The 22,833-nt window shown below is 37.4% G+C and carries 14 protein-coding genes and 2 pseudogenes; 11 read left to right on the forward strand and 5 right to left on the reverse strand.

Going from position 1 to position 22,833, the window contains the following annotated elements; translation table 11 throughout:
* The first annotated feature begins 1,297 nt into the window (after positions 1–1,297).
* Positions 1,298–8,329, forward strand: a complete 7,032-nt coding sequence (locus EZY12_04800) for an amino acid adenylation domain-containing protein (GenBank protein ID QSX68997.1) — start codon at positions 1,298–1,300, stop codon at positions 8,327–8,329.
* Between the two features lie 259 nt (positions 8,330–8,588).
* On the opposite strand, the gene lepA is transcribed toward EZY12_04800, so the two are convergent.
* The gene (lepA, locus tag EZY12_04805) at positions 8,589–10,400 is read right to left on the reverse strand and encodes an elongation factor 4 (protein QSX68998.1); all 1,812 of its coding nucleotides are present in this window, start codon (positions 10,398–10,400) and stop codon (positions 8,589–8,591) included.
* 532 nt (positions 10,401–10,932) lie between these two features.
* Here lepA and EZY12_04810 point away from each other — a divergent pair.
* Together EZY12_04810 and EZY12_04815 are read left to right on the forward strand one after the other, a co-directional pair.
* Positions 10,933–11,169 (forward strand): hypothetical protein, encoded by a 237-nt coding sequence (locus EZY12_04810; GenBank protein ID QSX68999.1) that lies wholly within the window; start codon positions 10,933–10,935, stop codon positions 11,167–11,169.
* A gap of 166 nt (positions 11,170–11,335) precedes the next feature.
* Positions 11,336–11,800: a hypothetical protein gene (locus EZY12_04815; protein QSX69000.1), complete on the forward strand. Its 465-nt coding sequence runs from the start codon at positions 11,336–11,338 to the stop codon at positions 11,798–11,800.
* Positions 11,801–11,823: 23 nt separating this feature from the next.
* Here EZY12_04815 and EZY12_04820 read toward each other — a convergent pair whose 3' ends face one another.
* Positions 11,824–12,999: a transposase gene (locus EZY12_04820; protein ID QSX70516.1), complete on the reverse strand. Its 1,176-nt coding sequence runs from the start codon at positions 12,997–12,999 to the stop codon at positions 11,824–11,826.
* 76 nt (positions 13,000–13,075) lie between these two features.
* Here EZY12_04820 and tnpA point away from each other — a divergent pair.
* Together tnpA and EZY12_04830 are read left to right on the forward strand one after the other, a co-directional pair.
* Positions 13,076–13,490: pseudogene (gene tnpA / locus EZY12_04825) on the forward strand (IS200/IS605 family transposase).
* A 107-nt stretch (positions 13,491–13,597) separates the two neighbouring features.
* Positions 13,598–14,233, forward strand: a complete 636-nt coding sequence (locus EZY12_04830; protein ID QSX69001.1) for a GAF domain-containing protein — start codon at positions 13,598–13,600, stop codon at positions 14,231–14,233.
* A 19-nt stretch (positions 14,234–14,252) separates the two neighbouring features.
* Here EZY12_04830 and EZY12_04835 read toward each other — a convergent pair whose 3' ends face one another.
* Entirely contained in the window at positions 14,253–14,501 is a 249-nt protein-coding gene (locus EZY12_04835; GenBank protein QSX69002.1) for a TIGR02450 family Trp-rich protein, read from the reverse strand.
* Between the two features lie 643 nt (positions 14,502–15,144).
* Here EZY12_04835 and bchL point away from each other — a divergent pair.
* From bchL to EZY12_04855, 4 genes are all read left to right on the forward strand, one after another.
* Entirely contained in the window at positions 15,145–16,011 is an 867-nt protein-coding gene (gene bchL, locus EZY12_04840; protein QSX69003.1) for a ferredoxin:protochlorophyllide reductase (ATP-dependent) iron-sulfur ATP-binding protein, read from the forward strand.
* A 26-nt stretch (positions 16,012–16,037) separates the two neighbouring features.
* Positions 16,038–16,871 carry a DUF5331 domain-containing protein gene (locus EZY12_04845; protein ID QSX69004.1) on the forward strand — a complete coding sequence of 278 codons (834 nt, stop codon included), beginning with the start codon at positions 16,038–16,040 and terminating at the stop codon, positions 16,869–16,871.
* Between the two features lie 365 nt (positions 16,872–17,236).
* Entirely contained in the window at positions 17,237–18,640 is a 1,404-nt protein-coding gene (locus EZY12_04850) for a ferredoxin:protochlorophyllide reductase (ATP-dependent) subunit N (protein ID QSX69005.1), read from the forward strand.
* Between the two features lie 552 nt (positions 18,641–19,192).
* Positions 19,193–19,669 carry a DUF29 domain-containing protein gene (locus EZY12_04855; protein QSX69006.1) on the forward strand — a complete coding sequence of 159 codons (477 nt, stop codon included), beginning with the start codon at positions 19,193–19,195 and terminating at the stop codon, positions 19,667–19,669.
* A gap of 51 nt (positions 19,670–19,720) precedes the next feature.
* Here the strand turns inward: EZY12_04855 and EZY12_04860 are convergent, their stop codons facing one another.
* A complete protein-coding gene (locus EZY12_04860) occupies positions 19,721–20,548 on the reverse strand; it encodes a hypothetical protein (GenBank protein ID QSX69007.1) in 828 nt (275 codons plus the stop codon).
* A gap of 505 nt (positions 20,549–21,053) precedes the next feature.
* Between EZY12_04860 and EZY12_04865 the strand changes: the two genes are divergently transcribed.
* Positions 21,054–21,416, forward strand: a complete 363-nt coding sequence (locus EZY12_04865; GenBank protein ID QSX69008.1) for a hypothetical protein — start codon at positions 21,054–21,056, stop codon at positions 21,414–21,416.
* Between the two features lie 5 nt (positions 21,417–21,421).
* Positions 21,422–21,556, forward strand: a pseudogene (locus EZY12_04870) (HNH endonuclease).
* A 103-nt stretch (positions 21,557–21,659) separates the two neighbouring features.
* On the opposite strand, the gene EZY12_04875 reads toward EZY12_04870, so the two are convergent.
* Positions 21,660–22,829, reverse strand: a complete 1,170-nt coding sequence (locus EZY12_04875) for an IscS subfamily cysteine desulfurase (GenBank protein ID QSX69009.1) — start codon at positions 22,827–22,829, stop codon at positions 21,660–21,662.
* Between the last annotated feature and the right edge of the window lie 4 nt (positions 22,830–22,833).

Raw genomic sequence — 22,833 nt, forward strand, 5'->3', positions numbered from 1 at the left:
AGTCAAACTTTTTGGTAGTTGGTAGTTCATAGAGTTTTGGCTTCATTCATTATGGCTCATCTTGGGAGTATAGTGGTTAGCGGCTGACTGTAGCGATAGCGAAGCGCGACCTAGCGATCGCTCTCTTGACATTCTGTTAGTAATATTTGTGTGAAATCAATATATAAGTTAAATCTATTACCATGCCATTACTGTTTAAGCATATCTGGATTAGAATTGGTAAAGATTTGGTAGGGGTAAAGCATGAGCTTATTGGTGTCAACTTATATTAGAAATGGCTTATCTGTTTGCTTCCACACCCGCCCGGAACTCAAGTTCCGGTCTAAAAGCTTAAGTGCGTTAAAACGCACTCTGGTTAACTCAAAATCAAAAATTATCCTATTTATGCTGAAATCAGCAATTCTCATTTTGAAACGAGTTTGCATCATTCCAGTAATCTCCAGATTTGTTAAGAATTGTAAACTCCTTGTACTGTAAGGGTTTAAATGTCATGAAACCTTAAAATGAGAATTGCTGTGCTGAAATAGTCGGTTTTAACCGACTTTAGCTTTTAGACAGGGAATAAATTCCCTGGCTGGCTGGCTTGAAGGGACATCAATTTACGTTAAGTTGACTTTCTTGTTCAGTTAATCAGCAATAACAATATCATAAGACCTAAGATCCCCGACTTCTTAAAGAAGTCGGGGATCTTAGGTCTTAGGTGTTGACAACAAGTTTTAAATATGTTATGCTAAAGTTGACAAGGAAGAACTATCTTGCAATAATTAAATATTGATAATTAGGGATAAAACAATCATCTTCATCCTGGAAATCCTTAAATCCTGGAAATCCTGATTCAGACAAAATATTGATTTATCTATCTAGATTAGATTTGGTAGAGGTTTTGATGGCGGGGAATTAGTTCTTTGAGTGTTTCTGCCATAGCTCATCCATCACCCGGAAATAAACAATTATACCTCGGTAACTATCATAGTAACTATCAAAAATTAATATCCATTACCCACAAATTTCTTAACATAAACATTGACAAAAGCCAGAAATTGTGATTATATATACTAATATCCAAAAATAGAATGATAGTACGTTCGCTCATTTTTAATTGGAAAGCTCAGACTTCAGCCCCAAGCAAGTCTAAGTAGTTTACACAATAGTTGTGAATAATTTATAAAATTTATGTCAATAAATCCTAAATATGAACTGCATAAAAAATTGTATTTCTGGGAATAATTTATCACAGTTAAACCCATCCTCACAATTCATTTAGTTTATTATCATCAACCAACACTAACAAGTTATAATGGAAGCTATAAAAATTAAAGGGTACCTGAATATTGATGCTTTAGAACAAGCCTTAACCACAATTATAGAACGGCATGAGTCTCTGCGTACCCAGTTTATTGTTAATAACGAAGTTCCAATTCAGGTAATTACTCAAGAATGGGTTTTTAAAATGCCCTTGATCAACCTGAGTAATTTATCAAATCAAGAACAGTCTGTCGCTTTACAATCTATTTTACAAGAAGAATCAAAACACACCTTTAAACTAACATTAGATTTGATGTTACGGGCTAGTTTGATTAAGTTAAATGAATCTGAGCATATTTTGCTGATAGTGATACACCATACTACCTTTGATGGTTGGTCAATGGGAGTATTTTACAGTGAATTATCTACTCTTTATCAAGACTTTAATAATGGTAAATCTTCTTCATTACCACCTTTAGCAATTCAATATGCAGACTTTGCCCAATGGCAACGGAATTGGTTACAGGGTGCAGTTTTAGAATCTCAACTATCTTATTGGCAAGAACAATTAGGCGGTATTCTTCCCGTTTTACAACTAGCTACAGATTATCCCCGTCCACCAATTCAAACTTATAATGGTGCGTCTGTATCTGTAGAAATTTCCCCGGTTCTAACCACTCAACTTAACGCTTTGAGTCAGCAAGAAGGGGTGACATTATTTATGACTCTACTGGCGGCATTTCAAATATTATTATATCGCTACAGTGGGCAGGAAGATATTATTGTGGGAACAGCGATCGCTAATCGTAATCGCCAAGAAATCGAGTCTTTAATTGGTTTCTTTGTCAATACCTTAGCACTGAGAATCAATTTTTCTAATCATCCCAGTTTTCAAGAATTATTAGTAAAAGTGAAAGAAATATGTTTGGATGCCTATAGTCATCAAGATATACCATTTGAAAAATTAGTGGAGGAACTACAACCAGAAAGAAATTTCAGTCATAATCCAATATTTCAAGTGATGTTTGTCTTGCAAAATACACCGCAAGAAACCATAAAAATTCCAAATTTAACCATTGAACAAATTAATTTAAAAAGTCAAACTACTAAGGTTGATCTAACTCTATCACTAACAGAAACCACCAATGGATTAATTGGAACGTGGAAATATAATACAGATTTATTTGCAGATGCCACGATTAACAGAATGAGTGGACATTTTCAACAATTATTAACAGAAATTGTAGCTAATCTTCAAATTCCGGTAACAAAGTTATCAATTCTCACAGCTAGAGAGAGACATCAATTATTAATAGAATGGAATCAAACTCAAACAAATTATCAAAATGATAAATGTATTCATCAGTTATTTGAAGAACAGGCAGAAAGAACACCGAATCAGGTTGCTGTTGTTTTTGAAGAGCAAGAACTAACTTATTTAGAACTTAATCAACGTGCTAATCAACTAGCCCACTATTTGCAAAAACTGGGAGTAAAACCAGACGTATTGGTGGGAATTTGTGTAGAGCGATCGCTGGAAATGATTATTGGGTTATTAGGAATATTAAAAGCCGGAGGTGCTTATGTTCCTTTAGATCCTAACTATCCTCAAGAGCGTCTTGCCTTCATGTTAGATGACTCTCAAATATCCATCTTATTAACTCAAACATCACTAATTGAGAAACTACCATCAAATAAAGCTCATGTAATTTTCCTTAATACTGATTGGAAAAAAATTAATTGTGAGAGCAAGAAAAACCTCAATAGCGAGGCAAAGCCAAACAACTTAGCATACCTGATATACACATCCGGTTCTACAGGCAAACCCAAGGGAATCCTCTTGAATCACAAACCCCTGGTAAATCTTTTGGAATGGCAATTGCAAAACTCCAGTATAGGTTTAGGAGGCAAAACACTGCAATTTACACCAATTAGTTTTGATGTGTCGTTTCAAGAAATATTTTCAACCTGTTTAGCTGGTGGCACTCTCATATTGATTTCTGACGAAACGCGCAAAGACGCAGTTGCATTATTACAGTTCTTGCATGATCAAGAGATAGAACGACTATTTTTACCTTTCATTGCACTACAAAACCTTGCAGAAATTGCTAAAAGTCAGGAGCAATCATGCCCATCTCTAAGAGAAATAATTACCGCAGGAGAGCAATTGCAGATTACACCATCCATTGCTAATTGGTTTACCCAACATCCCAAATGTATATTGCATAATCACTATGGACCATCGGAAAGTCATGTGGTTACAGCTTATACATTGATTGGCAATCCTCAAACTTGGAAAACCTTACCTCCCATTGGTCATGCTATTCAAAATGTTCAGATTTTTATCCTAGATATCCATCTTCAGCCCTTACCTATTGGGGTTATCGGCGAATTATTTATTGGTGTTGATGATCCAATTCGAGGATATATAAATCGTCCAGATTTGACGAGTACCCGATTTATTTCTAATCCATTCAGTTCTGATCCTAATGCACGCCTTTATAAAACAGGAGACTTGGCTCGCTACCTAGCAGATGGCAATATTGAATATATTGGACGTATTGATCATCAAGTCAAAATTCGGGGTTTTCGCATTGAGTTAGGAGAAATTGAAGCTATTTTAAATCAACATCCCGATATTTCAAATGCAGTAGCTATAGTTCGTGAAGACAATCCGGGAGACAAAAGAATAATTGCCTACATTACTTCTGAAAACCAAGCAAAATTAACTCAATCAGAATTACGTCAATTTGTTAAACAGAAATTACCAGATTACATGATTCCATCGGTATTTGTCACACTGGAAATTTTTCCCATCACACCCAATGGAAAAGTAGATCGTCGCGCTCTGCCAAAACCAGAATTATTGAGAGAAACAAAATTTATTCCTCCCAGTAGTCTCACCGAAGAAATCATCATCTTAATTTGGAGTAATATACTCAGAATTTCCGCAATCAGTCGAGAAGATAATTTCTTTGAAATAGGAGGACATTCAATTTTAGCTACCCAAGTTATTTCCCGTTTACAAGAAGCCTTTAAACAAGAAATTCCCATAAAAACTTTATTGAAATATCCTACTCCTGCTGAATTAGCTAAAGTAATTGAGCAAAAATATTATCCAGAAAAAAATTTAACAATTATAGAAACTCTCAAAAAAAGAGAAAATCTGCCGTTATCTTTTGCCCAACTGAGGATGTGGTTTCTCTATCAATTAGAAGGAAAAAGTGCCACATATAATGTAGCATTCGCTTTGCAACTAGAAGGTAAACTAAACCAAAGTTCTCTCGAAAAAGCTTTCCAGAAGATTATAGAAAGGCACGAAATTTTACGAACAAGTTTTATTGCAATTGATGGTTCACCTGTACAAGTTATTACTCCAGCTTTAAATTTTGCTCTATCTGTAGTTGATTTAGAGGCACAAAAACAAATAGAAGAGTTAGTCAAAACAGAAGTAAATTTGCCATTTGATTTAACCGTTAGTCCGTTGTTTAGAGCTAAAATATTACGGCTGACAAAAACCAGTCATATTTTATTAATAACCTTTCATCATATCATTATTGATGGTTGGTCAATGGGAGTATTTCACAGTGAATTATCTACTCTTTATCAAGACTTTAATAATGGTAAATCGTCTTCATTACCACCTTTAGCAATTCAATATGCAGACTTTGCTCAATGGCAACGGAATTGGTTACAGGGTGCAGTTTTAGAATCTCAACTATCTTATTGGCAAGAACAATTAGGCGGTATTCTTCCCGTTTTACAACTAGCTACAGATTATCCCCGTCCACCAATTCAAACTTATAGTGGTGCGTCTGTATCTGTAGAAATTTCCCCGGTTCTCACCAATCAACTAAAAGCCTTGAGTCAGCAAGAAGGGGTGACATTGTTTATGACTCTACTGGCGGCATTTCAAATATTATTATATCGCTACACTGGGCAGGAAGATATTATTGTAGGAACAGCTATTGCTAATCGTAATCGCCAAGAAATCGAGTCTTTAATTGGTTTCTTTGTCAATACCTTAGCACTGAGAATCAATTTTTCTAATCATCCCAGTTTTCAGGAATTATTAATAAAAGTGAAAGAAATATGTTTGGATGCCTATAGTCATCAAGATATACCATTTGAAAAATTAGTGGAGGAACTACAACCAGAAAGAAATTTCAGTCATAATCCAATATTTCAAGTGATGTTTGTCTTGCAAAATACACCGCAAGAAACCATAAAAATTCCAGATTTAACCATTGAATCAATTAATTTAAACAACCAAACAAGCAAATTTGATCTAACTCTATCATTAACAGAAACCACTAATGGATTAATTGGAACGTGGGAATATAATACAGATTTATTTGCAGATGCCACGATTAACAGAATAAGTGGACATTTTCAACAATTATTAACAGGAATTGTAGCTAATCCTGAAATTTCGATAACAAATTTATCAATTCTCACAACTAGAGAGAGGCATCAATTATTAATAGAATGGAATCAAACTCAAGCAAATTATCCAAATGATAAATGTATTCATCAGTTATTTGAAGAACAGGTAGAAAGAACACCGAATCAGGTTGCTGTTGTTTTTGAAGAGCAAGAATTAACTTATTTAGAACTTAATCAACGTGCTAATCAACTAGCCCATTATTTGCAAAAACTGGGAGTAAAACCAGAAGTATTGGTAGGAATTTGTGTAGAGCGATCTCTGGAAATGATCATTGGATTATTAGGAATATTAAAAGCCGGAGGTGCTTATGTTCCTTTAGATCCTAACTATCCTCAAGAGCGTCTTGCTTTTATGTTAGATGACTCTCAAATATCCATCTTATTAACTCAAACATCACTAATTGAGAAACTACCATCAAATAAAGCTCATATCCTTTGTTTAAAATCTAATACCCAAATCATTAGCTGTGAGAGTAATGATAACCCCATTTGTCATGGCAATGCTGATAATCTTGCTTACATCACCTATACCTCTGGTTCAACAGGTCAGCCTAAAGGGGTTTGCATCATCCATCAGGGAGTTGTGCGGTTAGTAAAAAACAATAATTACGCCAACTTAAATTCAGAACAAACTTTTCTCCAATTAGCTCCTATTTCCTTTGATGCCTCAACTTTTGAAATTTGGGGTAGTTTACTCAACGGAGCAAAATTAGTTATTTTTTCGGCATATACTCCCTCATTAATAGAACTAGGACAAGCTATCCGACGTTACCAAATTACGACTCTGTGGCTGACGGCCGGACTATTCCATCTGATGGTAGATGAGCGAGTAGACGATTTAAAGTCTTTACATCAACTGTTAGCAGGTGGTGATGTTTTATCTATTTCTCATGTGCAGAAGCTTCATCAAATTGCCGAGAATTGCCAAATTATTAACGGTTATGGTCCAACGGAAAATACCACTTTTACCTGTTGTTACCCGATCCCAGAATTAGCACAACTGGATAACTCTGTCCCTATCGGTAGACCAATTAATAACACCCAAGTTTACATTCTTGATCAACATCTTAATCCCGTTCCCATTGCTGTACCAGGTGAACTTTATATTAGCGGTGATGGATTGGCAAGAGGTTATCTTAACCAACCAGAATTAACCAAAGAAAAATTTATTACTAATCCATTTAGAGAAGGAAAATTATATAAAACAGGGGACTTGGCTCGCTACTTACCCGATGGCAATATTGAATATATTGGACGCATTGATCATCAAGTCAAAATTCGGGGCTTTCGCATTGAGTTAGGGGAAATTGAAGCTATTTTAAATCAACATCCTGATATCTCAAATGCAGTAGCTATAGTTCGTGAAGACAATCCGGGAGACAAAAGAATAATTGCCTACATTACTTCTGAAAACCAAGCAAAATTAACTCAATCAGAATTACGTCAATTTGTTAAACCGAAATTACCAGAGTACATGATTCCATCGGTATTTGTCACACTGGAAACATTACCCCTTACACCCAATGGCAAAGTAGATCGTCGCGCTCTGCCCATTCCTGAGCAAATTCGGCATGAAACAGAGGAAACCTTTGTTACCCCGCGCAATGAATTAGAACAGCAACTGACAAAAATTTGGGAAGTAATTTTGGGGATTCAACCAATTAGCATCAAAGATAATTTCTTTGACCTGGGGGGACACTCACTCTTAGCTGTCAGGTTACTTGCCCAAATTGAAAAAACATTCAGCATAAATTTACCCCTAGCTGCGATCTTCCAGTCACCAACGATTGAGGAACTAGCCAATATTCTTGATTCCCAAGGATGGTCATCACCCTGGTATTCTCTTGTGCCTCTGCAACCAAAAGGTTCTCGTCCCCTTTTATTTGGCATCCATCATTTTTATTCCCAAGACTTAATCCGTCATTTGGGAGAAGAACAGCCCATTTATTCGCTCCATTATGGTATGGCAGCACCAGTAAATCAGCCACTGACTTTACCTAAAATGGAAGACTTGGCAGCCCATTATATTCAAGAAATGCGATCGCTTCAACCACAAGGTCCTTACTTTTTAATGGGTTCTTCTTTCGGTGGTGTACTTGCTTACGAAATGGCTCAACAGCTTTTCGCTCAAGGTCAACAGGTATCCCTACTAGCGTTGTTTGACAGTTCTATACAGAAGAGTAATCTCAAACTCTTATCCTTCTCCCATTGGCTAACTTTACTATGGAATCTAGGATTTTCAGAATTTTGGAAAAAAGCCAAATTTCGCATGAAAAGTAAATTCAGTCAACTTATTTCTCGATATCTTTCCCCGATGAACAGGACAAACCCCTTTGATTCTCAGTATTTTCCTCATATTTTTAATGAGGATCTAATAAAGGCGACTTGGAATGATTACACCCCCAAATCTTATTCAGGTCGAGTGGTTTTGTTTAAGGCAATTAATATTGTTGATGTTAGTACTTCTATTATCTATAGCGTTGAGCCACCGGAAGTGGTATGGAGAAAATTTGTCAATGGAGAGTTAGTAGTTCATGAAGTTCCTGGTAATCACACTACTATTTTAGAAGATCCTAATGTTCAGATAATAGCTGAAACATTAACCCAGTATATTGATGAAGCCAAGGTTTCATCATGAGCTATATAATCGCCAAAGGACAGGTTTAGCTTAAACAGTAGAAGCCTCTCACCTACCCGATAGGGAGGTGATGAGATGAATACGCCTGAGTGAAGAATTGACCAACGAGCAAAATTGAGCATAGCGAAATCAGCAATGTTGGTCAATGTGTGGACTTTGTTTATGTAAATGTGTATCGCTAAAGCGAAAACTCTGCTAAGGCGGAGCGTGCCGGAGGCATCTTTCTAATCGTCACAGCTTGTTTCTCAAAATATGGTAATTAGTCTTTATCTAACCGCAACACAGCCATAAAAGCCTCCTGGGGTACATCTACAGTACCTATAGACTTCATCCGTTTTTTACCTTTGGCTTGCTTTTTCAACAGTTTCTTCTTCCGGCTGATGTCGCCCCCGTAGCATTTAGCCAGGACATCTTTCCGCATCGCCGATATACTTTCACTGGCAATAACTTTTGAGCCAATAGAAGCTTGAATGGGGACTTTAAATTGATGGCGGGGAATTAGTTCTTTGAGTTTTTCCGCCATAGCTCTACCGACATTGTAAGCCTTATCCCTATGGACAATCATGGCTAGGGAATCCACTGGATCACCGTTAATCAGAATATCCAATTTCACCAAAGGATTTTCTCGGTAGCCAATCAGATGATATTCCATACTGGCGTAACCACGAGAACGAGATTTCATTTGATCAAAAAAGTCGGTGACAACTTCAGCCAAAGGTAACTCATAAGTTAGTGTAGTCCGTCCTTGGGTGAGATATTTCATATCTTTGAAGACTCCCCGGCGATTTTGCGACAACTCCATTAAAGAACCGACGTAGGTTTCTGGAGTAATCATTTCGACTTTGACATAGGGTTCTTCGATTCTGTCGCGCTCATTCGGTTCAGGTAAGCGGCTAGGATTATCAATGTATAGTTCTTCACCCTTATTGGTGACAACTTTGTAAACTACGGATGGTGCGGTAATGATTAAATCTAGGTTATACTCGCGCTCCAAGCGTTCCTGAACAATTTCCATGTGCAGTAACCCCAAAAACCCGCACCGGAAACCAAAACCCATAGCACTAGAGGTTTCTGGTTCATAATGTAATGCGGCATCATTGAGTTCCAGTTTTTCTAAAGCTTCCCGCAAGTCTTCAAACTGATCTGCATCTATGGGGAACATCCCACAAAATACCATGGGATTTGCTTCTGCGTAGCCAGGTAAGGCTTCGGTAGCTTTGTTTTTACACAGTGTAAGGGTATCACCTACCCGGGCATCAGCCACAGCCCTAATTGATGCTCCTAAATAACCTACTTCTCCAGCATGAAGTTCTTCAACTTGCTTTTGACTAGGAGAGAGAACGCCTAATTCTTCAATGACATATTCTTTACCGGATGCCATCAAGTAAATGCGATCGCCTTTTTTAACAGTGCCATCCATCACTCGGAAATAAACAATTACACCTCGGTAACTATCATAGTAACTATCAAAAATTAACGCCCTAAGCTTCTCATTTACAGTATCAGCAGGTGGTGGAACTCGTTCGACAATTGTTTCTAAAATTTCAGCAATGCCAATTCCCTCTTTAGCTGAAGCCAAAATTGCCCGACTGCAATCTAAACCAATAATTTCTTCAATTTCGCCAATTACTCGTTCTGGTTCTGCCCCTGGTAAATCAATTTTATTTAAAACAGGGATAATTTCTAGATTACTCTCTAGGGCTAAATAGACATTTGCTAATGTTTGCGCTTCTACACCTTGGGACGCATCCACAACCAATAATGCCCCTTCACAAGCAACAAGAGAACGTGAAACTTCATAGGAAAAATCCACGTGTCCAGGAGTATCAATTAAATTGAGAACGTACTGCTGACCATCCTTAGCAGTATAATTCATCCGGGCAGCTTGCAGCTTAATTGTAATGCCGCGCTCCCGTTCCAAATCCATGTTATCAAGAAACTGCTCTTTCATCTGTCTATTTTCTACAGTTCCAGTAGCCTGTAGTAAACGATCAGCGAGAGTAGATTTTCCGTGATCAATGTGAGCAATAATACAAAAATTGCGAATGCGAGATGCGGGAACGTCAGTCATATACTATTTTTGCTTAAAGCAAACCAAAGTGAAAGCTATTTACTTCATGTATTTTAATGCTTTCTGAGGTAATAAGGCAAAAGGTAAAAGGCAAGAAGCCAGATGTACGGAACATGAAAAAAATTTTCTTCTTTCTTCTGACTCCTGTATAGCATCGCTTCTAGGACGACTTTATCTTGTGTTTTAACCCCCTCAGAGAACTCCACAAAAAAAATGAACTGCTTGCAGCAGCGCTAGTTCCCTCCGGGACGCTCTCGCGTTCGCTATCCAATGGTATCTGGTCCCTCCTTGTATTATTAGGGGACTTTTCGGCCCGCACTACAAGAAATTTTGGGATATTTTTTAAATTGGAAGTCTCTAATCAGTTCTCTTAGCACGTCCGACTTAGTTCTGCCGACTTTCTGCAATCCCTGCTTGATTCCAGAATCCCCACGCCTTTAGGCTGGGAAGTATGTCAAAATTAAATAGACAAAAATTATAAATAACAGCTTGACAACGGTTTCATATAAACAACTTCAGAGTATTTAAAACCATGATTATGCAAGAACAACCTAACGGTGCAGATGATAAACGCGCTGAAAAAACAGAAATCGCGCTCAATCTAGATTCTGAATTAATCGAGCAAATTCAACATCTCACTAATGACCCGAGTAAAGTGATTGAGGTGGCTATTCGTCAATGGTTGCGTGGTGATTTTACCAGAGATGATGACTTAACACGTTCCCCTCTCCGTACACCTGTTCCACCTCGTGGTGAATGGAATGATTAGTATCAGCTAATGATAAGAAATGTAAAATTTAATGCTTTGAATGTCAGTAAACTCAAAAATCCACAATAGAAAAAGGTGAAAGTTATAAAAGTTTATGCAAGAATTTAATTAGCTTTAGCTTGAGTATAAGCACGGTAGAAAGCTCTTTGTCTATCCAACTCGATTAATGCGTATTACTGCCAATACCCAATTTCCCAATATAATTGCTCAAAATCTGGAATTTCTTACCCTCATGAGGGATAGTTCATCAGCAACTCTGGGGGCGGAGTTAGTATATACACAAGATGGTTCCGGGCGCTATCTGACTTTTTATTGGCAGCACAGCGAATACTTAGGTTGTGATCCTGAGAAAATAGTTGATGTCCTCAATGAAAATGATAGCTTTGCTCCTGTAGATAAGGTTGTTTATCTAGAACATTTACACCGGATTTTGAGCAGTTCTGTGCCAGAAAGGGTGAAATGTTGGTTTAAATGCCCCAATATTGAGTTATTAGAGTTGGAATTGACAATTACGCCGATTCTGCCGCGATTTGGTTACCCGACAACTACAGTTTTGGTAATAGGTAGGCTGTTACCATCAAAAATTAATCCTCAAGAAGGTGACATACTCCACACACTCCCCTTCGGGTGAGTGTGGGCTTCTCAGCGACTCTTCTATGAAGACATTGACTGAGCTTTAAGACCGTGTGTCCCACGGTTCTTGATATTAATTGAAGCATTTAGATCACGGCACAAACTGACCTTACAGTTAGGGCAATTGTGCGTTCTTTCTGATAGCGGCTTTTTAACTTTGTGACCACAACTAGAACATTCTTGGCTTGTCCCGCTGGGATTTACAGCGATTACTTTGAGTCCAGCATTTTCGGCTTTGACTGTTAGTATCGAAATAAATTGTCCCCAGCCGGCATCATGAATACTTTTTGCCAACCATGTTCTAGCGAGTCCTTTTATGTTCAACTTTTCAACAGCAATTACATCATACTTTTTGAGTAGATTGTTTGCTGTTTTAAAGTGAAAATCTTTGCGGGTATCCGATACTTTTTTATGTTGAATACCCAGTTTTTTAATAGCTTTTTTACGACGATTAGATCCTTTCTTCCTACGAGATACGCGACGCTGTGCAGATTTTAATTTGCGTTCAGCCTTGCGTAAAAACTTAGGGGCTGCAATTCTTTCATCGTCTGAGGTGACAATAAAATCAATTAAACCTACATCAATACCAACGATATTATTAGCATTAAAATCAGGTTTAACCGTTGGAACTGTTTTGTCGTCAAGGCTTAGGGTTACATAGTAGCCATCGGCTTTCTTGGTGACAGACACAGTTTTAATCTCAAATCCATCGGGTATTTGACGATGAACAATTACCTTAATATCACCTATTTTTGATAACGTAATTCTGTTATTAGTAAAGTGATGTTGCTTGAATTGGGGGAAAGTAAATGTTTTATATTGCCCCGCACCTTTAAATCTAGGCTTACCTGATTTTTTACCATTAACATCACCTTTTAGCCATCGGTCAAAGGCTAATTCAACTTTTTTTGGGACTTCTTGTAGCACCTGAGAGTGTATATCTTTGTACCAAGGGCGGTCTTTTTTAAGTTGGGTTAATGATGCTTTCTGGCTGTAATAATTCGGTTTATCCTTGAGTTCTGGTAAATGACAAACGAAAATGGAACATCTATCAATAGGAGAACGGCACTGTTCGTACCAATTAAACCGTTGAGCAAGCAAATAATTGTATTGATAACGCAATTTTTCTAGCGTTTCATCAATCTTTTCAGCTTGCTCTTTCGTCGGTTTCAATTTGTATTGGTAGGATGTCCGCACCTGATTATTGCCTTTTTCTGGTGTTGGTGTTACTATTTTAGTATACACCAATTACTAGAGATATGGCAAGAGGCTTATGAAAAATGATTTTGTGTCTAAGGGAAGGTCGGTCAGTGACTTAAAAGTACATCTAGTTTTAACGACAAAATATAGACGCAAAGCCTTTACTGGAGAGATGTTACAGCGGCTGCACGTCATTTGAGAAGAACTATTGGTTAAATGGGATTGCAAACTTGTGGAGTTCAACTCCAGAAGAAGATCATATCCATTGCCTGTTCCAGTACCACCCGGACTTAGAATTAAGCAAACTGATAAATAATCTTAAATCAGTTTCTTCTAGGAAATTACGCCAAGAATTTTCAGAACATTTAGCCAAAATTTACTGGAAAGATGTTTTTTGGAACGGGTCTTATTTTGTTGCTAGTTGTGGCGGGGTAACTATCTCAACGTTACGAAAATATATTGAAAATCAAAATTCACCGGAAGAATAAGAAAGTGTTCGTTTCCGACCTGTTCCCTTCTTTCGTGCTACGCACATTAGTCAGGGAACTGTCGTCAACTCACGCGCCATTCATCCCACGCTCCGGTATAGTGAGACGTGGGGCTTCTGTCGGTTAAGCTAAAACCGCCGACAGCACTTGAGTTAGCTTTGCGGTTGCAGCGACACCAGAAATTATTAAACAGAATCACCAGAAATATTCGCCGAACCCTAGACTTAGATATTATTTGGCAGCAAACAGTTGATAGTTTGGGAAAAAAACTCAACCTAGAACGCTGTATTATCTGCCCTTATCAACCGTCTAGTAACAAGGTTTGGGTAATTGCTGAGTATCGTCGGCCAGAACAAAGTTCTATCCTTGGCTCAGAAATAGATATATCTTCTGAGCCAAGTTTTGCTGAGGCATTAGCTACTTTAGAGCCTGTCATCATGACAGTTTCATCTAATCAGCAATCTTCTGGATCCAAGGTTCTGGTTGTTGCTACTTGTTATAAAGATCAAGCTAATAGTTTAGTTGCTCTTAGTTTTGTTAATCCATGTCATCCATTAACTCAAGCAGAATTAGAATTAGCTAAGGAAGTAGCAGATCAGTTAGGAACAGTAACAATATCCCAAAAGCTGATAGAAGCAATGGGTGGTGAGGTACATTTCTATAGTCTTGGTGAAGGACTGGGTTCAACGGTGACTTTTACTGTGCCACTATATCAACAACCATTGATGGTTATTGGTCATTAGTTAGTTGTCAGTTGTCAGATTATTTGTTTTCGATAGCATTTATTTCTTGTAAAGTTTGCCACCCAGCGTACCATTGAGAATTATCTTGTAATAATTTAGCATTTAACCAAAAGCGGACTTGGGGATCACAGGCTGCTACCATTTCCGCATATACCCATTTACCCTGATTTTTTCGGTTCACAACCTGAAAATGTCGCCAACCATCAACTTTCTGCTGTGCTGTCCATTTAGAACCCAGTAAGTAAGGAAATTTTTGTTTTTTAGTCATTTGTTTCTTAGTCAGTTGTCAGTTGTCAGTGGGTAAGAACTTTTTTCCTCATACCAATTACTAATTACCCATGACTTATTAAGTTTTATATCAGATATTTTCTAATTTAATAAATATTTACTAATCCATTATTGATGCTAATTATCAGAGAAGCGATCGCTGATAAAATTTCTGCATTGTCAATTTTACTCCTGAATCAGAACTCCTGATGAATCTCATCTCAACATCTCGCCTTTATTTACAACGTAGTGCTGACAATGCTTTTCTGGTTGCACACACCGTAAATACTTGCAATATAGTCAATAGCAACAAGAATAAGCAGATATTATGGAATTCATAGATTTTTATCTATTATATTTTTTTTGTTTTTTGAAACTATTTTTATAAAAATAATTAATAAAAATATTAAAAATATTCTTTTTAGAGTTTTTTAGAGCAATTAAAGTCTTAATAGTTCAAAAATAATATATTTATTTCCTTAAATGGCTGATATCAGTATTTTTCAGACTCCAGACCCCCTTTCCTTTTCAGAGGATTTGCATAATAATGGCATTCACATCCCTCAAACATCCCCGAATCAATGTAGATACAGGCAAATGTTTGAGCTAAGAGTTGATTAAAAAACTATAAGAGAGGCAAAAAAATGAAACTAGCAGTTTATGGAAAAGGTGGAATCGGCAAATCTACAACCAGTTGTAATATCTCTGTCGCTCTAGCTAAACGGGGTAAGAAGGTACTACAAATTGGCTGTGATCCTAAACATGACAGCACCTTTACCCTGACTGGGTTTTTGATTCCTACCATTATTGACACCTTGAAAGAAAAAAATTATCACTATGAAGATGTTTGGTCAGAGGATGTAATTTACAAAGGATATGGCGGTGTTGATTGCGTTGAAGCAGGTGGACCTCCAGCTGGTGCTGGTTGTGGTGGCTATGTAGTTGGGGAAACAGTTAAATTATTAAAAGAACTTAATGCTTTTGATGAGTACGACATAATTTTATTTGATGTCCTGGGTGACGTTGTTTGTGGTGGTTTTGCCGCACCGTTAAATTATGCAGATTATTGTCTAATTGTTACAGATAATGGCTTTGATGCCTTATTTGCTGCTAACCGGATTGCAGCTTCCGTCCGTGAAAAAGCCCGGACTCATCCCTTACGTCTAGCGGGGTTAATTGGTAATCGAACTTCTAAGCGTGACTTAATTGAGAAATATATAGAAGCCGTACCCATGCCTGTTTTAGAGGTATTACCTTTAATTGAAGATATCCGCGTTTCTCGCGTCAAAGGCAAAACTCTGTTTGAAATGGCAGAGTCAGATCCTTCTCTGCTCTATGTTTGCGACTATTACCTAAGTATTGCCGATCAAATTCTCGCTCAACCTGAAGGTGTCGTTCCTAACGATGTTCCTGATCGTGAACTTTTTTCTCTATTGTCAGATTTTTATCTCAATCCAGTAAAAGTACAACCCAGAAATGCAGAAGAGGAATTAGACTTGATGATTGTATAAAACTTTGTACCTCTGGGGATAGACTTATGGCTTTCTTTGATAGTTTTACCGATTCGATCAAACAAAAGTGGTTGCAATTCTTTCAAGCAAATCGTGAATGGATTACGCTCCAGATGACAGTTGAATCAGTTTATACTCCTGATGGCGGCAAGCGTCCGTCTTCTTACCTTATCCTGGGAGTCATCAATGCTCTAGAACCGAAATTAGCCCAGCTAATGTTTCCCTTTGCCAAGCTGAATCCAGATGCGGATGCTTTAATTGAAGTTCTGGATTTACATTTTGACCCCGATATTGCCCTTGGTAATCGTCTTAGTCCCACAGTAGAACCAGAAATGTACTTCCGTCAACCGGCTGTGGTCATGGCAGATATTTCTGAACCAGAAACACAGTCTTTCCCTGTCTCTGGTATCGGTTTTAATGACTTGGGAAACGAGACACAAGCAACTTGGGCTAGAGAGAGAGATGATGATGGCTTTGGTGATATTTCCTTATCTGATGAAGATATTGCCCAGGATTCAGAAAGATTATCCAGTTTAGAAGCAATGGATAATTTCGGTCATGCCTCCTTTGCTCCCATTTCTTTGACTGATGAAAGCGATGATCAGAAATTTAATCTCCTCGCTTCAGTTGATGAAAATGCCTTTGGGGAAATACCTGATGATGCTTTTACTGGGCTAGATCTATCGGAAGAAAGTTCATTTAATGAACTGAATACATCTGAAGAAAATGGATTTAATGATGTAGTTTCGGACATCTGGGGTGATGAAACTTCGTTGCTCAATGGTGACGACAATTTGGAAGAACTGCCATCTGAGGTTTTTAATGAATCAGAAATGGCTCGTCTCTTCCCTAACAATTAATTGTTGAAAGCGTGTGAGAGGGGGCAGGAGGAGCCTGACAGGTGTAGGTTTTTAATATTCTCTGTAAAGGCCAGACCGGGAAGACAAGGAAGGATAGTAGACAAGGAGGATTTTATCCACAAAATACTCAATTCATGGGTTGTTTTGTTACTAATCATCCATTCATTTGTCCGGTTTTCCTCCCTTGTCACCTTGTCCACCTTGTCCACCAAGTCTTGTCCTCAAGACAATGTAAAAAACCTACACTTGTCAGGCAGGAGGGGCAGGGAGCAGGGAAAGAAATGTATATAATTCTTACCCATTACCTATTACCTATCCCCAATCATCTATTTTCCAATTTAAAAAATTAACGGGAGAATATGAATATGACTGTTGCTCAACAGCCCGAAGCTTTAAATTTTGAATGTGAAACCGGAAATTATCATACTTTTTGCCCGATTAGCTGCGTTGCGTGGTTATATCAAAAAATTGAAGATAGTTTCTTTTTGGTAATTGGCACAAAAACCTGCGGTTACTTCCTGCAAAATGCTATGGGGGTGATGATTTTTGCTGAACCCCGCTATGCCATGGCTGAGTTGGAAGAAGGGGATATTTCCGCACAGTTGAATGATTATGAAGAATTAAAACGGTTATGTGAACAAATTAAACGCGATCGCAATCCTAGTGTAATTGTCTGGATTGGTACTTGCACCACGGAAATTATTAAAACCGATTTGGAAGGTTTAGCACCTAAATTAGAAGCTGAGTTGGGTATTCCCATTGTCGTCGCTCGTGCTAACGGACTCGACTACGCATTTACCCAAGGAGAGGATACTGTATTGGCTGCTATGGCTCATCGTTGTCCTGAAAAGTCTCCGGTATCGGAAACTGAAAAAGGCGAGCGTAATGCCATTCAGAAGCTGATGAATTTCGGGAAGAAAAAAGAAGACATCGCTCAAGATGAATCTGAGTATGTAGAACATACACCTTTAGTTCTATTTGGTTCTTTACCTGACCCTGTAGTTACCCAATTAACCTTGGAATTGAAAAAGCAAGGTGTTAAAGTTTCGGGTTGGCTACCTGCAAAACGGTTTACAGAATTACCTGTGATTGAAGAAGGGTATTATGTCGCTGGTGTGAATCCTTTCCTCAGCCGCACTGCTTCAACTTTAATGCGTCGCCGTAAGTGTAAACTGATTGGCGCACCTTTCCCCATTGGTCCCGACGGAACTCGCGCTTGGGTGGAAAAAATCTGTTCTGTCTTGGGAATTACCCCCCAAGGTTTGAATGAAAGAGAAGCGCAGATATGGGAAAATTTAGAAGAATACGTGCAGTTAATTCGCGGTAAATCTGTGTTTTTCATGGGTGATAATTTGTTAGAAATCTCCCTAGCGCGGTTCTTAGTTCGTTGCGGAATGACTGTGCAGGAAATCGGGATTCCTTACATGGATAAACGCTATCAAGCTGCTGAGTTGGCTTTGTTAGAAAAAACTTGTCGGGAAATGAATTCTCCTCTACCAACGATTGTGGAGAAGCCAGATAATTACAATCAAGTTCAACGGATTTATGAGTTGAAACCTGATTTGGTTATTACTGGTATGGCTCATGCTAATCCTCTGGAAGCAAGGGGTATTAATACTAAGTGGTCTGTGGAGTTTACTTTTGCTCAAATTCACGGTTTTGGTAATGCGCGTGATGTTTTGGAGTTGGTAACTCGTCCTTTAAGAAGGAATAATAATTTGCAGGATTTGGGTTGGGATAAGTTGGTAAGAGAAGAAGCGAAGATTTAGGTTTTTTCGTAGTTTTAAGGACGGGCTTTCGGGTTCGTCCTTTTTTTTGGACGCAGAGACGCAAAGAGAAGAGGAATGTTATAATTGGTAAGTTATGCTTTTGATTTAGTGGATAGAGCTATGTCAGTAACTCAGCCCTAAAGGGACTGAGCTTGTAAGAAATTGCCAGCTGTACTGACCAGTCTAAGTCTTCACTGACTACGTTTTTTGAGTCACGACACCCCGGAATGCGTAGCTAGTTCCCTGCTCTGTCATTTGCAATTAAACAGTTTTAAAGTCACTGAAACAGTGTTGCAAGTTTAAAAAGCTCTTAAAACATTGACGAAGCTAACATCACCCCGAAAGGGAGGCACATCGCGTGCAACACATTATGCGTACAGAGTTGGGAATTTTGAATCGGTAATTGTCCCGTTGAAAGTACATTACAAAAGTACACCGAATTTACCAACTCCAAGGCGGTAATGAAAAAATATTCAAGGCGGTTAAAACCGCACGAGTCGTTTCCCTCTCAGCACGCTTTGTGTCTGAGTTTCCCACTTACCGGGTATTTTTATGAATCATCAACTATATGAACAAGATTTTAATCTTTGGCGAGAAACAATCATTACACAAATCAAAGAAAAACATTTTAATGATATTGATTGGGAACATTTACTATTAGAACTGGATGATATGGGTAAATCGGAAAAACGGTCTTTCTTGAGTAATTTAACAATTTTAATTGCTCACTTACTCAAGTTAACTGTTCAAGCTGATGCTCCTGAAATGATGAAAGGAAGTTGGTACAGTTCTATTACTGAACATCGTTTTAGAATTAAAAAAGATTTACAAGAAAATCCTTCTTTTAGAAATTATTTTTATGAAGTAATTTTCATAGCTTATGCTGATGCTAGAAAACTGGCAATTAAAGAAAGCAAAAATGCTAAGTTAGGAGTGAGAAAACCAGATGAATCAGAATATCCTCTTGATTTACCTTTTACTTTAGAGCAGTTATTAGATGAAGATTTTTATGGAGATATAGTTGAATAGTTGGTTGGTTTGAGGAAATGTGGCATGATTGCAATTGATACAAATATATTTTTATTTTTTTGTCATATCAATGTACATTTGACGTATAAACCAATTGACTGCTTCTAATATTCCATCATAATTATTTTCTACATTATTCTCTTTTATATATCGGTTGTTTCGCAGTTTTTTAAGTTCGTTTTGTTGTCTTTCTTTATTAGTCTTGTTATGTACAATAATATTACGAAATTTTTGAGCAGCATCTATAAGAAAATAAAAATCCTTTCTCAAAGGTTCAACGGAAGAAGCTATTCTAGGACTTGGTTTCTTTAATGCTTTAGAAGATGTTAGAGAATTAACATTATGAGATATGTGATAACGGTTATTATGACAACAAATTTGTGCTAAAACTGTTGAAACTTCAGGGTTTAAAGCATACGGTAATGCCATGAACATTCCTCTTACTCTGCCAAAATTAATAGAAACAAAAAAATCTTTTAGATCAAAATTCAGTACATAACGCTTACCAACATGAGCTTTTGCATTAGTTACAATATTTTTACCTTTTACAAATCCATGAACTGAAGGCTTGACTTGATAGACACACTGTAAAACTTGATTAAGTTTTTTTTGAATTAATTTCAAAGATGTTGCAGGAGTTGATATGATACGTTCTCCTCCCAATTTTTTCTTTATAGCGAAAGTTATATATCTAAATTTATAAGGAATTACATACAAATAATAGACTAAATCTCCATAGGGAATTTCCAGAAGTCTTGCTACATCTCTTCCACTTCTTAAAGAGTAAAATTTTTTAATTAATTCATCACAATTTTTATCCAAACTGGGACTAAGAGCCTTTTTTATAAATAGACTCGTTGTTTCGCCATTTTCAGACATTGTTCAAACCCTTATATTTAATAATAAATAATGTATATTATTATGGTTATTTACGACCTAATTTAATTAGGAATAAACTACTCTGAAAAAAATTGTGGAGATATTTAGGGCATTATTCCCACTTTCTCGAAAAAACACGTCTAATACGTCTAATATGTGTAAAGCTGACTTTACGGCTGACCGTCGCAGGATCAACAACGGCAATCAATAAGGCTCGCTAAATATCTCCTTGTATAAAAATATATGTTTTAGGCTTTACTGTCAAGCTAGTTATAAAAACTTCAGTAGCTTCATAGCTAACTATAAATTTTTACATTGAAACACATAACAATGCTTAGTTAATTATCCTGATTGTGTTGTATCTTGACAACATGGTGAAATATTTTGTAACGTTTGCGTAGCGTGTTGGATAAATATCGAAAAGGACATAAAAGAGCGATCGCTCTTTACTTATCTATTAATATTTTATAGTTACAATAGAAGATAAAACTCTCATTTTTGCAAAATGTCTCAAATGATCACCCTCCAATTACCTGATACACTGGCACAAAAAGCCAAAGCAATCGCTGCTTTTAGCGATCGCCGCCTAGAAGATGTATTATTAGAATGGATTGACCGCGCTAGTAGTGAAATACCTGTAGAATCGCTACCAAATGAGCAAGTTTTGACCTTGTGTGATTTGCAAATGGAAACTCAACAGCAAGAAGTTTTTAGTGACTTGTTAGCACGTCAGCGAGAAGGACAGCTAAACGATACAGAAAATAGCCAACTAGATGAACTCATGCAAGTTTACCGACGTGGTTTAGTCCGTAAAGCCAAAGCCTTAAAAGTGGCTGTTGAACGTGGTTTAAAACCAGCACTAAATTAACAGTCATGGCTCGTTTTTACATTCCTGTTGAAATAGAACGTCGTGTTCGGAAAGATGCTCAAAATCGTTGTGGCTATTGTTTAAGTCCTCAACGGTTAGTAATGGCACGTTTGGAAATTGAACATATTATTCCTATAGCCAATGAAAAAATTCCAGTTAACCCAGAATTTTTTCAAGAAACCGAAAATTTATTAACTCTTAAAAACCCTTTTCCAGCAACTAAATTAAAAGAAATAACTACTACTAACAACTCACAACTGCCGCACTTCTTAACCCTTGAACAGTAGAAATTACCTGTTTGGCAACTTGATCAATTTCTTCAACTGTATTAAATCTGCCAATGCCAAACCGGACCGAAGCATAAGCTAATTTATCTGAATGTCCCAAAGCTTTCAACACATAAGAAGGGGCAACATTATTAGAAGAACAAGCAGAACCAGAAGATACAGCTACTACTGATTGTAAACCTAAAGAAAGTGCCGCACCATCAACACCTTCAACACTAATATTTAAGTTTCCTGCTAATCGGTTTTGAGGATGTCCATTTAAATAAATTCCTCCTAAACTAGATAACTGTTGCCACAATCTTGCTCTTAATTCTATTAATCGTTGATTTTCTGTTTCTTGTTCGGCTATTGCAATTTCTACAGCTTTCCCAAAACCAACAATTTGCGGTGTATATAACGTCCCCGAACGCATTCCTCTTTCATGTCCTCCCCCATGTTGTTGGCAAGCCAGTTTGACTCTAGGGTTACGTCTGCGGACATATAAAGCCCCAATTCCTTTTGGCCCATAGACTTTATGTGCGGTTAAAGACATTAAATCAATATTCATCTCTTCCACATCTAAAGGTATTTTACCAATAGCTTGGGCTGCGTCTGTATGCAAAATAATTTGTCTTTGCCGGCACATTTCCCCAATTTTGGCTATTGGTTGTAAAACCCCAATTTCGTTATTTGCAGTCATGATTGATACTAAAATTGTATCATGACGCAAAGCTTTTTCTAACTGATCTAAATCAATTAATCCATCTTTTTGCACAGGTAAAACTGTGATTTCAAAACCGAGACTTTTTAAATATTCACAAGGATCTAAAACTGCTTTATGTTCCGTAGTAATAGTAACAATATGTTGACCTTTTTGGAAATAAGCTTCGGCAATACCTTTAATAGCTAAATTATTGGCTTCCGTTGCCCCACTGGTAAAAACAATTTCTTCGGGTGTAGCATTGATTGCGTCTGCTAAAATTTCCCGTGTTTGTTTAACAGCAGCTTCAGATTCCCAGCCGTAAACGTGACTAATACTAGCTGCATTACCAAACTTTTCTGTAAAGTAGGGAATCATTGCAGCCATTACCCTTTCATCAACGGGGGTGGTAGAATGACAATCGAGGTAGATAGGACGAATGGACATAATT

This window comes from Dolichospermum sp. DET69, assembly GCA_017355425.1.
Lineage (GTDB): Bacteria > Cyanobacteriota > Cyanobacteriia > Cyanobacteriales > Nostocaceae > Dolichospermum.